Genomic DNA, 13,525 nt, shown 5'->3' on the forward strand with positions numbered 1-13,525 from the left:
GCACCTAGTTCCGCTTGGCGCCGGCGTCGGCACCAAAGAAGACGTTCCACTGCCGGATGCTGCGCTGCTCCACGAGCCCGTTGAGATAGAACGGGTCCCGGTCCATCAGGGCCTCGACGTCGGCTTTCGAGTCAGCCTCGATGATCAGCAGCGCGCCCGGTTCCTCCTCCGGCCCGAACGGACCGCTCTTCACCAGCGTGCCGCCGTCGAACTGCTCCTGCAGGAATTCCACGTGGCGGGGGCGGTGTTCGTCCCGGCCGGCGGTCGAGTTGGCGGCGTAGGCGTAGGTGACGGCGAATGTTCCCATGGGTGTGTCCTCATCGTTGAGCTGGTGGATGTTCCCTCCATCGTGGCCATCGGGATTGTGCCGCGTCCAACACTTATTTGGTCAATGAGTATGTGCGGAAAGCACATAATGTGCGACGGCGGAGGCGGGTTGGGTGCCTCAGCCGGCCTGGGTGCCAGCGAGTGGAGACCGGGTCAGCCCGCCGGCGTCGGGAGGACTTCATCGGCGACGGCCAGGGCGAGTGCCAGGGCGGGGGAGATGCCGGCCGGGTTCCAGGCAAGACCCGATTCCAGCAGCGGAGCAGTGCCGGTCAGCGGGATGAACACGGTGCCGCCCGGCATGATGCTCGCGACGGAGGAGGGCATGAGGCTCACTCCGACGCCGCCGGCCACCAGTGACAGCGCGGTGTACGGATCCGTGACTTCCTGTGCCACCCTCGGCCGGAACCCGGCGGCCGCGCAGGCGGAGAAGATGGCCTCGCGGAGCGTGGATCCCTGCGCGGTGCGCATGGTGACAAAACCGTCGTCGGACAGTTCGGCGAGCCCGACCGCCGGCCGTTCGGCCAACGGGTGGTCCACCGGCAGGGTGGCGCCCAGCTGTTCGAGGGCGACGGTGCGGGTGGACAGCGTGCCAGCGTCCAGGGGCAGCCCGACGAAGGCCAGGTCCAGGGAACCGTTGCGGAGCTGCTGCAGGGCGTCCTGGGTCAGCAGGCCACCGGTGAGCGTCAGGTCCAGGGACGGGTAGCGGTGGCGGAGCGCCCGCGTCAGCGGGGGAAGGGTCCGGTGGTTCAGCGCCCCGGAAAAGCCGATGCTGAGCCGGCCGTAGAACGTGCCCGGTTCGGTGACGGCGGAACGGCGGGCGAGATCAAGTTCGTCGATGATCCGGCGGGCGTGGGGCAGAAAAGCGACACCCGCCGTCGTTAGCGCCACCGAACGGGTGTTGCGCTCAAACAGATCCGAGCCGAGCTCCTTCTCGAGCTTCCTGATGGTCTGGCTCAGCGGTGACTGGGCCATGCGGAGGCGGTGCGCTGCCCGGCCGAAGTGCAGTTCCTCGGCCACGGCAAGGAACGCCTCGATCTGCCGAAGCTCCATCCAGTTCCTCCTGTGCCCTCGGACGGCAGAACTATCCCACGAAAAGGCAGATAATGCCCTCAAATCGGTAACTTGAGGGCATTATCTGCCAGTTCGCGCTACGGATTTGTGCTAGCGGACCGGGTTGCCCAGCTGCCGCAGCGGTGTCTTGTGGGTTTCGCGGGCCCAGTATGCACCTGCCACAGCCAGCAGGGACGATGCCGCGACGATCCAGGCGGCGGGGCCCCAGTTGGCCTTGTCGGCGCCGACCAGCGCGGTACCCAGCAGCGGCGTGAAGCCGGCGCAGAGGATGCCGACCTGAAGGCCGATGGCCATGCCCGAGTAGCGGACCTTGACGTTGAACAGCTCGGAGAACCAGGCCGGGTAGATCGCGTTGGACATCGAGTACGTGCCGGCGGTGATCACGGTGCTGGCGAGGAAGATCATCGGGATGTTGCCCGTGGAGATGACGGAGAAGTACACGAAGATCATCAGCCCGGATCCCAGGACGCCGGCGATGAACACCGGGCGCCGGCCGAACTTGTCCGAGAGCCGTGCCAGCAGCGGCTGGCTGAACATGGCGATGACGTTGCCTACGATACTCACCCACAGCATGGTCGATGCCGGGACTCCGACGGACACGGCGTAGGCCAGGCCGAAGGACTGCATGAACGTGTTGGTGACGGTTTCGAAGGACATCAGGGCAACCTGGAAGAACTGCGCCGGGTGCGTCTTGAACATCTTTGCGAAGGGGAGCTTCACCAGTTCGCCGTGGTCGTGCTTTTCCTCGAAGACCTCGGGCTCCTCGAGGGAGCGCCGGACCAGGTACGCGACCACCAGCACCAGGAGGGACAGCCAGAACGGGATGCGCCAGCCCCAGGCGAGGCGGTCCGCCTCGCTCATGGCGGCCACGGGGAGGAAGGCCAGGGAGGCCAGGACGATGCCGGCGGAGATGCCGCTCATGGCGAAGCTGGCGAAGAAGCCGCGGCGGCCTTCCGGAGCCTCCTCGGTGGACAGGGCGGAGGCTCCGGCGGTTTCCGCGCCGGCGGAGAGACCCTGCATGAGCCGCAGGACCACCAGCAGGGCGGGCGCCCAGTAGCCGGCGGCGCTGAAGTCCGGGAGGGCACCGATTAGGAACGTGGCCGATCCCATGAGCACCAGGGTCAGGACGAGGGTGTTCTTGCGGCCGATCTTGTCCCCCAGGTGGCCGAAGACGACGGCGCCGAAGGGGCGCGCCACGTAGGCCACGCCGAAGGTGGCAAACGAGGCGATGAGGGCGACGGTGGGATCGCCCGAGGGGAAGAAGATCTTGGAGAAGACCAGCGACGCCGCGGTGGCGTAGATGAAGAAGTCGTAGTACTCCAGCGCGCCGCCGAGGAAGGCGGCGAGGGCGGCCTTCTTGGCGCGCTTCAACTGGTACTGCTTCGCCTCAGCGGTCTGAGTGGGGGCGAGATCGGTCATTGCAGGGGGTCCTTCCGCACTGAAAGACGGGGTCCGGATCGTTGATTTGTGCGTATCGCGAACAGGCGTGCGATATGCGACTAGAAAAAGGATAGCGCAGAGTGAAGTGACTCACAATCCGTTTTTGTTGCCCTGCGCCCTGCCGGGCGGCGGACCGTATTCTTGGTACGTCAGGAACAGTGCGGCTTCCACACGTCTGAGCGGTCATCGCTGGAGGTTGCCGGGAGATGCAGGGAGCTCATGGACGAACAGCCGGCCTACTTCGTGAAATCGGTCGAAAAAGCGTTCGACGTGCTCCGGGCCTTCACCCCGAACACTCCCCGGTTGACGGTGTCCCAGGTGGCCGCGGCGGCGGATACCACCAGGGCTTCCGCCCGGCGGTTCCTCCTCACCCTTGCCGACCTCGGGTACCTGCGTGCGGACGGGGCGCACTTCGAGCTGACCGCGCGCTCGCTGGACATCGGACGGTCCTTCCTGGCCAACCTCGAGCTTCCGGCCATCGCGGACCGGCACCTGAAGACGCTTGCCGCCGAGCTGAACGAGACCACCTCCCTCTGCATTCTGGACGGCGCAGACGTCGTGTATGTCGCCTGCGTGCCCTCGCCCCGGCTGCTCAGCGTGACCATCACCGTGGGCACCAGGTTCCCGGCCTGGGCCACCTCCATGGGGCGCGTGCTGCTGGGGGCCCTGACCGACACGGATCTGCAGGCCTACTTTGAAACCGTCCGGCTGCAGAAGCTGACCGAACACTCGATCGCAAGCCTCGACCAGCTGCGGACGGAAATTGACCGTGCCAGGTCAAGGGGGTGGGCCATCGTGTCACAGGAACTCGAGGAGGGGCTGCGCGGCGTGGCTGTACCGGTGTGCCGCGGCCATGACGTGGTGGCGGCCGTCAACGTCTCCCTGCAGACCCACCGCTCGCCCGCCGAGGACATTGAAAAGTCCGTGGTGCCGCGCCTGCAGGAGGCTGCCCGGCAGATCGGCCTGGACTATGGCGGGGATGCGTCCGGGCTGCGGCGGGCCTGATGGCCAACTCGCCCTCCGGCGAATCCGTCATCCAGCGCGTGGTGAAGATCCTGGATGCCTTTTCGAAGGGCCGGCCGCGGATGTCGCTGAGCGAACTGGTGCGCGCCACGGGCATGTCCAGCAGCACCGCCCACCGGCTGGCCAACGACCTGGTGGACAGTGGGCTGCTGAACCGCAGCGAGGCGGGCGACTACGGCGTCGGCATGAAGATGTGGGAACTGGCATCCCGCAGCAATCCGCTTGAGGAATTCCGACGCCGGGGCCTGCCGTTCCTGGAAGGTGTCCACGCCGCCGTCCGGGAACAGGTTTCGCTCTCCATTCCCGACGTCGGTTCCGGCACCGTGCTCTACCTGGAACAGCTGGACCGGCATGGCACCGCCACCAATCTTGCCGCGGTGGCCGGCCGGCTCCTGATCCACAACACGTCGTCCGGCATGGCCATGATGGCGCACATGCCGCGCGACGTGCAGGAACGGTTCCTGGCCGGGCCGCTGGAGAAAACCACGGCTGCCACGGAGACCGACCCGGTGCGCCTGCGCGCCCAGCTCGCCCTGATCCGGGAACGCGGCTACGTCCGCATGGCGGGCGTGCTGGTGGAGGAAAACACCGCCTACTCCGTCCCCGTCTTTGGCGAGGGCAACAGCGTGATCGGGGCGATCGCCGTCGTAATTCCGACGGCGGATGAGGACCCCAAGGTGGTTCTTCCCGTCCTGGTGGCCGCGGGCCGCGGTTTGTCCCGGATGATGGGCGCAGAGCGCCGTCCGTACGGCACGCGGCCCTGGCTTCAGGGAACCTGACCTGACGCTTTTCCCCCCCCGGGCCCCGGGACAGTCAACGTCCCGTTGAATGGGAAGTTTCGCCGCGGCGCTTTTCCCTGCTCCTAGTGTTTTCCTCCAGAGCGACAGCCACCGGACACGGTGCACGCTCACCACTTTGGCCCCACCAACTTCGGTGGCGGCCGCCCTGGAAACTCAATGAGGAGAACCTATGGGACACGTCCAGCCCCCAACACCCGCAGCACAGACCGCCGTCCTGGAAGACGCGGCCAGCCTCCCGGCGAAGACCCCGCGGAAGGCCGCACTGGCTTCCTTCCTTGGATCCACGCTGGAGTACTACGACTTCTTCATCTACGGCACGGCAGCAGCGCTGGTGTTCCCGAGGATCTTCTTCCCCGGCGGAGACCCCGTGGTTGCCCTGCTCGGCGCGATGGCCACGTTCGGCGTCGGCTATCTGGCACGGCCCCTCGGCGGCGTCATCATGAGCCACTTCGGGGACAGGATCGGCCGCAAGCAGGCGCTGATGATCACGCTGGTGATCATGGGTGTGGCCTCCATCGGCATCGGCTTCCTGCCCACCTATAACCAGGTCGGCTACTGGGCCACGGCGCTCCTGCTGGTGGGCCGGCTGGCGCAGGGATTCTCCGCCGGCGCCGAGGCCGCGGGTGCGTCCACCCTGACCATGGAACACTCCCCGGAAGGACGCCGCGGCTTCTTCACCAGCTTCGTGATGACCGGCTACGCGTCCGGCATGGTGCTCTCCACAGTGGTGTTCATCCCGCTCGCTGCCCTCCCCGAGGAGCAGTTGCTCGGCTGGGGCTGGCGCGTCCCGTTCTGGCTGTCCGCCGTGGTGCTGCTGGTCGCCTACTGGATCCGCACCCGGCTCGAGGAGCCGCCCGTGTTCGAGGAGACCGTGGAAGCGAAGAAGCCCAAGGGCATCCCGGCGGCCGAGGTGCTGAAAACCCAGTGGCGCGACGTCCTACGCGTGGCCCTGGTGATGCTGTTTTCCGTCATGCAGACCACCTTCACTGTGTACGCGCTGGCCTACGCCACCGGCAAGGGCATTGGACTGGACCGGACCCTGATGCTCACGGTCAACGCACTCACCATCGGCCTGTCCATGTTCACCATCCCGCTGGCCGGCATCATCTCGGACCGGATCGGCCGCAAGAAGGTGCTCCTGGTGGGCTCCCTCGGCTGCGCCGTCACCTCGTTCGGATACTTCTGGGCCATCAGCGAGCACAACATCGCCCTGATCTTCGTCTTCGGATTCCTGAACATGTCCGTCTTCTACTCCTGCTGGAACGGCGTGTGGACCGTCTTCTTCCCTGAGATGTTCCCGGCGCTGGTCCGCTACTCCGGGATGGCCATCGGCAGCCAGGTGGGCCTGATCCTCACCGGGTTCGCCCCCGCCATCGCCACCGTCCTGGCCCAGCCGGGACCCGGCGGCTGGGTCCCGGTGGCGGTCTTCACCGTGGCCTGCCTGGCAGTCTCCGCGATCGCCATCGCCACGGCCCGCGAAACCCATAAGACCCCGCTCGAGGAGCTCGGCCTGCCGCGCCAGCGGCGCACTTCCCACTGAAACCCGGCCCCGCCCCGCTGAAACCCGGCCACCGCCCCACCCAGAATGAAAGTTGGAACCATGACCCCGTCAGCAACCGCCCCCCGCACGTACCGAGCCGGAATCGTGGGCTGCGGCGCCATCTCCCGCAACCACCTCGAGGCCTTCGGGGCTTTGGACAACGTCCAGGTGGTTGGCGTGTGCGACATCGACCTTGACCGGGCACGCGCCACCGCCCGGGACTGGGACGTGCCGCATGCGGTGAACACCGTGGACGAGATCCTGGCGCTGGGCGTGGACATCGTGTCCGTCTGCACACCCCATCCGACCCATGAAGAGGTGGTGGTCAAGGCCGCGGCCGCCGGGGTCCATGTGCTGTGCGAAAAGCCGATTGCCACCCGGCTCGCATCGGCGGAGCGCATGGTGGAGGCGTGCGAGGAGGCCCGCGTGCAGTTCGGGGCGCTGTTCCAGCGCCGCTTCTGGCCGGCCGCGCAGCGGATACGCTCCGCCATCGACGACGGAACACTGGGCCGGCCGCTCATGGCCCAGTGTTCCGTGATGCTGCACCGCGCGCCGGAGTACTACAACCGGGACGCCTGGCGCGGCACCTGGGAGAACGACGGCGGCGGCGTGCTCATGACGCAGGCCATCCACCAGATCGACCTGCTGCAGTGGTACCTCGGCGACGTGGCGGAGGTCTACGGGAAGGTGAATACCTACCGCCACGGCGACTACATCGAGGTGGAGGACTCCGCCACGGCGGTCATCACCTTCACCTCCGGCGCCATGGCAACGCTGGAGGCCTCGACGGTGGTGTCGCCCAACCTCGGCATCCAGCTGAGGATCACCGGCGAAACGGGAGCCTCGGCGTCGCTGACGGAATTCCCGGAGGGCAGCGACGGCAGGCTGGACCTGTGGGCCGTGGGGGAGAGGATCACCGTGGAGCCCGTCCATCCCGAGGGCGTGGAGCCGAACGTTGACCTCTCCACCATCAACGGCCAGCTGATTCCGCACCACACCAGCCAGGTCCGCGACTTCGTGCAGGCCTTGGACGCCGGCACCGAGCCCGCCATCACCGGCAGGGACGCGCTGAAATCCCTCCGCATCCTGCTGGCCGTTTACGAATCCTCGCGCACCGGCCGGCCCGTCCGGTTCGCCGACGCCGAGGTTCCACGCACTGTGGAAATACCGGCCGACGTCGTTACCCGGGTCCCGGCGGAAGCGGCAGGCTAGGCCATGACGGAGCACAACACCCGCCACGCCGCCCGCCCGCTCACCCTGGGCCGGAACGGCCGCACGCCGCGCACCCTCCGCAACCGGCTCGCCTCAGCCCCGATGGAACGGAACTACGGGACGACCGATGGGCACATCACCGAGCAGTACATCGACTACCTCGTCACCCGGGCCAGGGCCGGCCTCGGACTGGTGACCACCGAAGCCACGTACGTGCGGGCCGACGGCAAAGGCCGCACGCACCAGCTGGGCCTGCACACCGACGCGATGATTCCCGGGCTGCGCAGGCTCACCGAGGCGCTGCACGCCGAAGGTGCCCTGGCCGCCGTCGAGCTTAACCACGGCGGCCGGACCGCCCAGGCGGCGGTGACCGGGCACAAGAACGTGGCGCCGTCGCCGGTGCCGTGCGCGGTGGCCGGCGGGGAGGTGCCGCGGGAACTGACCGCCGGGGAATGCCACGATCTCGTGGCGTCCTACGCCGCGGCGGCCCGCCGAGCGGTGGAGGCCGGCTTTGACGTGATCAACATCCACGGCGCGCACGGCTACCTGATCCACCAGTTCATGTCCCCTATCTCCAACCACCGCACGGACGAGTTCGCCGCCCCGGAGCACTTCCTGAACCTGGTCATCGACGCCGTCCGGGAGGCCGCGCCGGACGCCATCGTCGGGGTGCGGGTGTCCGTCGTCGAGGGCCCGGCGGACGGCATCAGCGCCGAAGACCAGGTGGCGATCATGGCCAAGGCACACCTGGAGCAGCTGGACTTCCTGGATTTGTCCGCCGGCAGCTACGACGCCGGCGAATGGATTGTGCAGCCCGGCGAATGGAAGCCCGGCCTGCTCCGGGACTACGCCGCGGCGTACCGCCGGTTCGGGCTGCCGCTGGGCATGGCCGGGCGGCTTAACTCGCCGGCCGTCATCGAGGAGGTCCTCGGCGACGGCGTCTGCGATTTCGTCAGTTTGGCACGGGCCATCCACGCGGACCCGGCCTTTGTGGGCGGCCTGCTGCGGGGCGAGGCGTACCGTCCCTGCATCGCGTGCAACGTCTGCATCGATACCCTTGGCCAGGGGCAGGTCACGTGCACCGTCAACCCCGCGGTCGGGCGCTCGCGGGTCCCGCTTCCGACGCCGGGGGTGCGGCCGGGCGCCCGGGTGACAGTGGTGGGTGCCGGCCCCGCGGGCCTCACGGCCGCCCGGGAACTTGCCCTGGCAGGTGCGCAGGTGACCGTCCTCGACGACGGCGCCCGGCTCGGCGGGCAGTTCGCCCTCGCCGAACGGATGAAGTCGACGCCGGATTTCCACCGGTTCACCGACTGGTCCGCTGCCGAGAACGACCGGTTGGGTGTTGATGTCCGGTTGGGCAGCCAGGTGGATCCGCGCGACGTCGGTGCGCTGGTCCGGGAAACCGGGGCCGACGCCGTCGTGCTCGCCACCGGCGGGAACCGGCCCCGGGCAGGCTTCCCCGGCGCAGGCCTGCCCGGCGTGGCAGACGTGCGCGACTGGCTCGCCGCCCACCCCAAGGTGCTGCACCTCGATGGGCCGGCCTTCGGCGACGTCCCGGAAGCCGTGACCATCTGGGGCGCGGACTCCGTGGCCATGAGCCTGGCCGACACCCTCGCGGTCCGCGGCACCGCCGTGCTGCTGGTGGGGCCGCAGGAGGTCCTCGCTCCCGAATCCGGGCGGCGGGCAAAGATCCTTGCCGTGCCCCGGCTGGAACAGAATCCCCGTGTCCGGATCCGGCTGGGTGCCACGATCGAGGAATACGACGGCGGCCGGATCCGGATCGCTGTCCCGTCCCCTGCCGGAACGGGACGGGACGGAACCGTCTCGGAGTGGCTGGACGCGCCGGGGAACCTGCTGGTGTCCCGTTCGGTGCTGCCGCTGGACGGTTCCGTCCCCGCGGAGGACCGCGAGGCGGACCTGGCCCGTGAAGCCGGCGTGCCGGTCGCGTTGGCCGGAACGGTGGTGGACCACACCCCGGCCATCGCCTCACATGCGGTGAAGAGCGGCTATGACGCAGCGCAGCGCATCGCCGCAGCGCTTGCCGCCGAGCCCGCAATGCTTGAGGCCGAGCCCTCGGCCTCCGCCGGACCCACCCGACCCGTCGAACTCAGTATGAACGGAGCAACATCATGAGCGCACCGCGCCGCCCACTGGGCCTGGCCCAGCTCTCCCTCCTCAACACCGCCCCGCCACAGCTGGTGTCGGTCGCCGCTGAGGCCGGCTTCGACTTTATCGGTGCCCGCGTCCGCCCCGTCACTCCCGCCGAGCGGCCCTATGACCTGCAGCCGGGGTCGCTGATGCTGAAGGAGACCCTGGCCCGGATGGACGACACCGGGGTCACGGTCCGCGACATCGAGTTCCTGCTGCTGGACGGAACCGACCAGCGCGACGCGTGGCTTGCCATGATGGAGGCCGGGCAGGCCCTCGGCGCGGCATCCCTGACGGTGGCCGCGTCCGACCCCGACACCGCACGCCTCGCCGACACGCTGGCGCGCATGACGGAGGACGGCCGCAACCACGGCATCACCCCCACGCTCGAGCCCATCTCCTACCAGGCGGTGCACTCCATCCCGGATGCGGTGGCCCTGGCGCGCACCGCGGGCTGCAACATTATGGTGGACGCTCTCCACCTGAACCGCTTCGGGGCCCTCCCGGGGTCCGCGCAATGGCGGGACCTCGAGGCGAACCTTGACCTGGTGCCGCTGCTGCAGCTGTGCGACGGGCCCGTGGCGCGTCCGGCCGGCCATGCGGCGCTGGTGACGGAGTCCCGCTCGGAACGCGGTGTTCCGGGCGAGGGCGGCTTCGACCTGGCCGCCCTGGTCAACACCTTCCCGGCGGATGTTCCGGCCAGCGTCGAGGTTCCGTCGGACAGCACGGTCGCCCGGCTGGGAGAGCTGGGCTGGGCAGGGAAGCTCAAAGCCGCAGCCGACACCGTGCTGCAGGCGGCGGACAACCTCCAGAAAGCAGGCAGCAAATGAGCAGGGAAGTACAGGAAAGCCAGGCAGTACAGGAGAGCACGACGGCGGAACTGGCGCCCGGCGTCGTCATTCCCCTGATCGGCCTGGGCACCTGGCCGATGACCGGCGCGGCGGCCGCCGACGCCGTGGCCCGCGCCATCGCCAACGGGTACCGGCACATCGATACCGCCGAAAACTACGGCAACGAAGAAGCCGTGGGGGAGGGGATCCGCCGCAGCGGCATCGCCCGCGGGGACCTGTTCCTCACCACCAAATTCAACAGGCAGTGGCACGGCAGAGCCGGTGTGCGCGAGGCCTTCGGTGCGGCAACCCGCCGGCTTGGCACCGGGTATCTGGACCTCTTCCTGATCCACTGGCCGAATCCTGCCCAGGGCCGGTTTGTCGAGGCAGCGGAGGGGCTCACCCGGCTGGCCGAGGAGGGGCTGATCAGGTGCTGGGGTGTTTCCAACTTCAAGCCGGCCCACCTGCGGGAGCTGCAGGCGGCAGGCCTGGAAATTCCCATCAACCAGGTGCAGATCGATCCCGAACACCAGCAGCCGGACCAGCTGGCCTTCCACCGTGGGCACGGCATTGCCACCGCTGCCTACAGCCCGCTGGGTCGCAATGGCAGCTTCCTCTCCGCCGCTGCCGTCACCGGTCCCGCCGAGGAATACGGCAAGACACCGGCGCAGGTGGTGCTCCGCTGGCAGGTCCAGTCCGGCAGGGTGGCCATCCCCAAATCCGCCGACGACCGGCGGCAGCGCGAAAACCTCGACGTCTTCGGCTTTGCCCTTACCGAGGCGGAAATGGCCGGCATCGATGCCCTGGAAACAGGCGCACCGCCGCGGCTGGACTCTGACGAATTCGGACACTGAAAGAAGCACTGGAGCAAGAAATGACTTTTCCGACTGATGCAACAACCCCTTCCCCGGCCGGAGACGGTGTGCCGCCCGCAAGCCCCGACACCCCGAACCCCGACACCCCGAACCCCGACACCCCGAACCCCGACATTTTAAACTGCGACGTCCTGGTGGTGGGCTCCGGCGCGGGCGGCCTGGCCGCCGCCGTGACGGCCGCCTACCACGGGCTGAAGGTTGTGGTGGTGGAAAAGGCGGACGTGTGCGGGGGCGCCACGGCATGGTCGGGTGGCTGGGCCTGGGCGCCGGGCAATCCGCTGGCCAGGGCAGCCGGCGTCAGTGAGGACAAGGAGACCTTCCGCACTTACCTGCGCGGTGTCCTGGGGGCCGACTACCAGGCCGACAGGGTGGACGCGTTCCTGGAGGCGGTGCCGCACATGGTGGGCTTCTTCCACGAGAAGACGGCGCTGCAGTTCGTGCCGGGTGCCAGGATCAACGACATCTATGGCTGGCTTGCCGGCGCCGGGACCGGGCACCGCTCCGTGGGGCCCAAGCCGATGAACGCCCGGCGGATCCGTCCGGAGGTGCGCGCCAGGCTCCGGCACCAGCTGTATGAAACCTCGTTCCTGGGAATGGGCATCATGGCCGGACCGGACCTGGCCAAATTCCTTTCCGCGTCCCGGGGCAATCCCCGTGGACTCATCCATGCAGGCTGGCGCTTTGGCCTGCACATCCTGGACCTGCTGACGCACCGGCGCAACATGCAGCTGGTCAACGGCACGGCCCTGACCGGCCGGCTGCTGCAGTCGGCAGATCGCTTTGGCGTGGACATCCGCGTCTCCACACCGGCCCGCCGCCTGCTGACCGACGGGGCAGGCAAGGTGACGGGCGCCGTCGTCGGAACCCCGGAAGGGGAGCTGCGGATCAACGCCGCACGCGGGGTGGTCCTGGCCGCCGGCGGGTTCCCGCAGGACGTGGAGCGCCGGAAGGAGTTGTTCCCGCACACGCCCACCGGGCGCGAACACTGGACGCTGGCGCCTGCGGAGGCCAGCGGCGACGGCATCAGCCTGGGCCAGCAGGTGGGTGCCCGCTTCCGGACCGACGTGAAATCCGGGGCCGCGTGGTGCCCGGTGTCGCTGGTGCCGTACCGCAGCGGCCGCACCGGCACGTTCCCGCACATCATGGACCGCGCCAAGCCCGGCAGCATCGGCGTCCTGCGCAGCGGGAAGCGGTTCGTCAACGAGGCCAACGGGTACTACGACTACGTGGCGGCGATGCTGGAGGCGACGCCGGCGGGGGAGCAGGCGGAGGCCTGGCAGATCGCCGATTCCCGCTTTGTGCGCCGCTTCCCGCTGGGCATGGCCAAGCCGCTGCCCGTGCCGCTCTTCCCCTACCTGCGCTCCGGCTACCTGAAGAAGGGCCGCACAATCGAAGAACTCGCGAGGCGGTGCGGCATCGACCCCGCCGGGCTGAAGGACACCGTGGAGCGGTTCAACCGCAACGCCGCCGCAGGCGCGGACCCGGACTTCGGCCGCGGCTCCACGCCCTTCAACCGCTACGGCGGCGACTCGTCTGTGGAGCCGAACCCGTCGCTGGGCCCCATCGAGAAAGGCCCGTTCTATGCCGTGCGGGTGGTGCCGGGCAGTTTTGGCACGTTCGCCGGGCTTGACGTGGACGGGCGCTCGCGGGCCCTGGACGACGGCGGCCGGCCCATCCCGGGGCTGTACGTCGCCGGCAATGACCAGGCCAGCGTGATGGGCGGCCATTATCCGGCCGGCGGCATCAACCTCGGCCCGGCTCTGGCGTTCGGATACGTTGCCGGCCGCGACCTGGCCGGCGCCGCGGAGTACGAGGACGACGGGACCATGCCCGCGGACTCTGGGGTGGGGGCACTGTGAGCGGCAGCCTGCCGGGCCAAGGCCATTGACACCCTTCCCCCGGCGGCCATATCCTACAACCAAATGGTTGTAGATCAGCTTAGCGATGCCGAACTCGACCGCCTCTTCCAGGCGTTCGCGGACACCACCCGGCGGGACATCATGCGCCGAGTGACGGTGGGCGAGTACTCGGTGACCGGCCTGGCGGCCCTCTACGCCATGAGTTTTGCCGCCGTTCAAAAGCACGTGGCGGTGTTGGAGCGCGCCTCCCTGGTCACCAAGGAGAAGCGCGGAAGGGAGCAGATCGTGCGGGGCAACCACGAAGGCCTGGAGAAAGCCCGCCGGCTGCTTGACGAGTACGAGGCGATCTGGCGGCAGCGCGTCGCCCGGATGGCAGACATCCTCGCTGAAGAATAGGAAG

12 protein-coding genes are annotated in these 13,525 nt (G+C 68.7%); 9 read left to right on the forward strand and 3 right to left on the reverse strand.

Features of this window, described 5'->3' with window-relative positions:
- Positions 1–4 precede the first annotated feature (4 nt).
- The 3 genes from AC57BR_RS18380 to AC57BR_RS18390 form a co-directional block, all read right to left on the reverse strand.
- Positions 5–307: a YciI family protein gene (locus AC57BR_RS18380; RefSeq protein ID WP_496363141.1), complete on the reverse strand. Its 303-nt coding sequence runs from the start codon at positions 305–307 to the stop codon at positions 5–7.
- Between the two features lie 173 nt (positions 308–480).
- On the reverse strand, positions 481–1,377 hold the full coding sequence (locus tag AC57BR_RS18385; protein WP_496363143.1) for a LysR family transcriptional regulator: 897 nt from the start codon (positions 1,375–1,377) through the stop codon (positions 481–483).
- Between the two features lie 111 nt (positions 1,378–1,488).
- Positions 1,489–2,817 (reverse strand): MFS transporter, encoded by a 1,329-nt coding sequence (locus AC57BR_RS18390; RefSeq protein WP_496363145.1) that lies wholly within the window; start codon positions 2,815–2,817, stop codon positions 1,489–1,491.
- A gap of 240 nt (positions 2,818–3,057) precedes the next feature.
- On the opposite strand from AC57BR_RS18390, the gene AC57BR_RS18395 reads away from it, so the two are divergent.
- The 9 genes from AC57BR_RS18395 (at position 3,058) to AC57BR_RS18435 (ending at position 13,521) form a co-directional block, all read left to right on the forward strand.
- On the forward strand, positions 3,058–3,843 hold the full coding sequence (locus tag AC57BR_RS18395; protein ID WP_496363147.1) for an IclR family transcriptional regulator domain-containing protein: 786 nt from the start codon (positions 3,058–3,060) through the stop codon (positions 3,841–3,843).
- Positions 3,843–4,640 (forward strand): IclR family transcriptional regulator, encoded by a 798-nt coding sequence (locus tag AC57BR_RS18400; protein ID WP_496363149.1) that lies wholly within the window; start codon positions 3,843–3,845, stop codon positions 4,638–4,640. Before AC57BR_RS18395 ends, AC57BR_RS18400 begins: the two co-directional genes overlap by 1 nt.
- A 190-nt stretch (positions 4,641–4,830) precedes the next feature.
- Positions 4,831–6,201 (forward strand): MFS transporter, encoded by a 1,371-nt coding sequence (locus tag AC57BR_RS18405; protein WP_496363151.1) that lies wholly within the window; start codon positions 4,831–4,833, stop codon positions 6,199–6,201.
- 60 nt (positions 6,202–6,261) lie between these two features.
- Entirely contained in the window at positions 6,262–7,413 is a 1,152-nt protein-coding gene (locus AC57BR_RS18410; RefSeq protein ID WP_496363153.1) for a Gfo/Idh/MocA family protein, read from the forward strand.
- Between the two features lie 3 nt (positions 7,414–7,416).
- On the forward strand, positions 7,417–9,546 hold the full coding sequence (locus tag AC57BR_RS18415; protein WP_496363155.1) for an oxidoreductase: 2,130 nt from the start codon (positions 7,417–7,419) through the stop codon (positions 9,544–9,546).
- Positions 9,543–10,391, forward strand: coding sequence for a sugar phosphate isomerase/epimerase family protein (locus AC57BR_RS18420; RefSeq protein WP_496363157.1), 849 nt, complete (start codon positions 9,543–9,545; stop codon positions 10,389–10,391). Before AC57BR_RS18415 ends, AC57BR_RS18420 begins: the two co-directional genes overlap by 4 nt.
- Positions 10,388–11,245, forward strand: coding sequence for an aldo/keto reductase (locus AC57BR_RS18425; protein ID WP_496363159.1), 858 nt, complete (start codon positions 10,388–10,390; stop codon positions 11,243–11,245). The genes AC57BR_RS18420 and AC57BR_RS18425 overlap by 4 nt, the downstream gene beginning before the upstream one ends.
- 20 nt (positions 11,246–11,265) lie before the next feature.
- Positions 11,266–13,125, forward strand: coding sequence for an FAD-dependent oxidoreductase (locus tag AC57BR_RS18430; RefSeq protein WP_496363161.1), 1,860 nt, complete (start codon positions 11,266–11,268; stop codon positions 13,123–13,125).
- Positions 13,126–13,188: 63 nt separating this feature from the next.
- Positions 13,189–13,521 carry an ArsR/SmtB family transcription factor gene (locus AC57BR_RS18435; RefSeq protein ID WP_496363163.1) on the forward strand — a complete coding sequence of 111 codons (333 nt, stop codon included), beginning with the start codon at positions 13,189–13,191 and terminating at the stop codon, positions 13,519–13,521.
- Positions 13,522–13,525: the final 4 nt, after the last annotated feature.

Source organism: Arthrobacter sp. BGA-UO-ETr-C19, from assembly GCF_059568005.1.

What these genes read in the sequence shown, in the direction of transcription:
- AC57BR_RS18425 (WP_496363159.1), top strand. Translation starts at nt 10,388, where the DNA reads ATGAGCAGGGAAGTACAGGAAAGCCAGGCAGTACAGGAGAGCACGACG.
- AC57BR_RS18395 (WP_496363147.1), top strand. Translation starts at nt 3,058, where the DNA reads ATGGACGAACAGCCGGCCTACTTCGTGAAATCGGTCGAAAAAGCGTTC.
- AC57BR_RS18420 (WP_496363157.1), top strand. Translation starts at nt 9,543, where the DNA reads ATGAGCGCACCGCGCCGCCCACTGGGCCTGGCCCAGCTCTCCCTCCTC.
- AC57BR_RS18400 (WP_496363149.1), top strand. Translation starts at nt 3,843, where the DNA reads ATGGCCAACTCGCCCTCCGGCGAATCCGTCATCCAGCGCGTGGTGAAG.
- AC57BR_RS18390 (WP_496363145.1), bottom strand. Translation starts at nt 2,817, where the DNA reads ATGACCGATCTCGCCCCCACTCAGACCGCTGAGGCGAAGCAGTACCAG.
- AC57BR_RS18385 (WP_496363143.1), bottom strand. Translation starts at nt 1,377, where the DNA reads ATGGAGCTTCGGCAGATCGAGGCGTTCCTTGCCGTGGCCGAGGAACTG.
- AC57BR_RS18405 (WP_496363151.1), top strand. Translation starts at nt 4,831, where the DNA reads ATGGGACACGTCCAGCCCCCAACACCCGCAGCACAGACCGCCGTCCTG.
- AC57BR_RS18435 (WP_496363163.1), top strand. Translation starts at nt 13,189, where the DNA reads ATGGTTGTAGATCAGCTTAGCGATGCCGAACTCGACCGCCTCTTCCAG.
- AC57BR_RS18380 (WP_496363141.1), bottom strand. Translation starts at nt 307, where the DNA reads ATGGGAACATTCGCCGTCACCTACGCCTACGCCGCCAACTCGACCGCC.
- AC57BR_RS18430 (WP_496363161.1), top strand. Translation starts at nt 11,266, where the DNA reads ATGACTTTTCCGACTGATGCAACAACCCCTTCCCCGGCCGGAGACGGT.
- AC57BR_RS18415 (WP_496363155.1), top strand. Translation starts at nt 7,417, where the DNA reads ATGACGGAGCACAACACCCGCCACGCCGCCCGCCCGCTCACCCTGGGC.
- AC57BR_RS18410 (WP_496363153.1), top strand. Translation starts at nt 6,262, where the DNA reads ATGACCCCGTCAGCAACCGCCCCCCGCACGTACCGAGCCGGAATCGTG.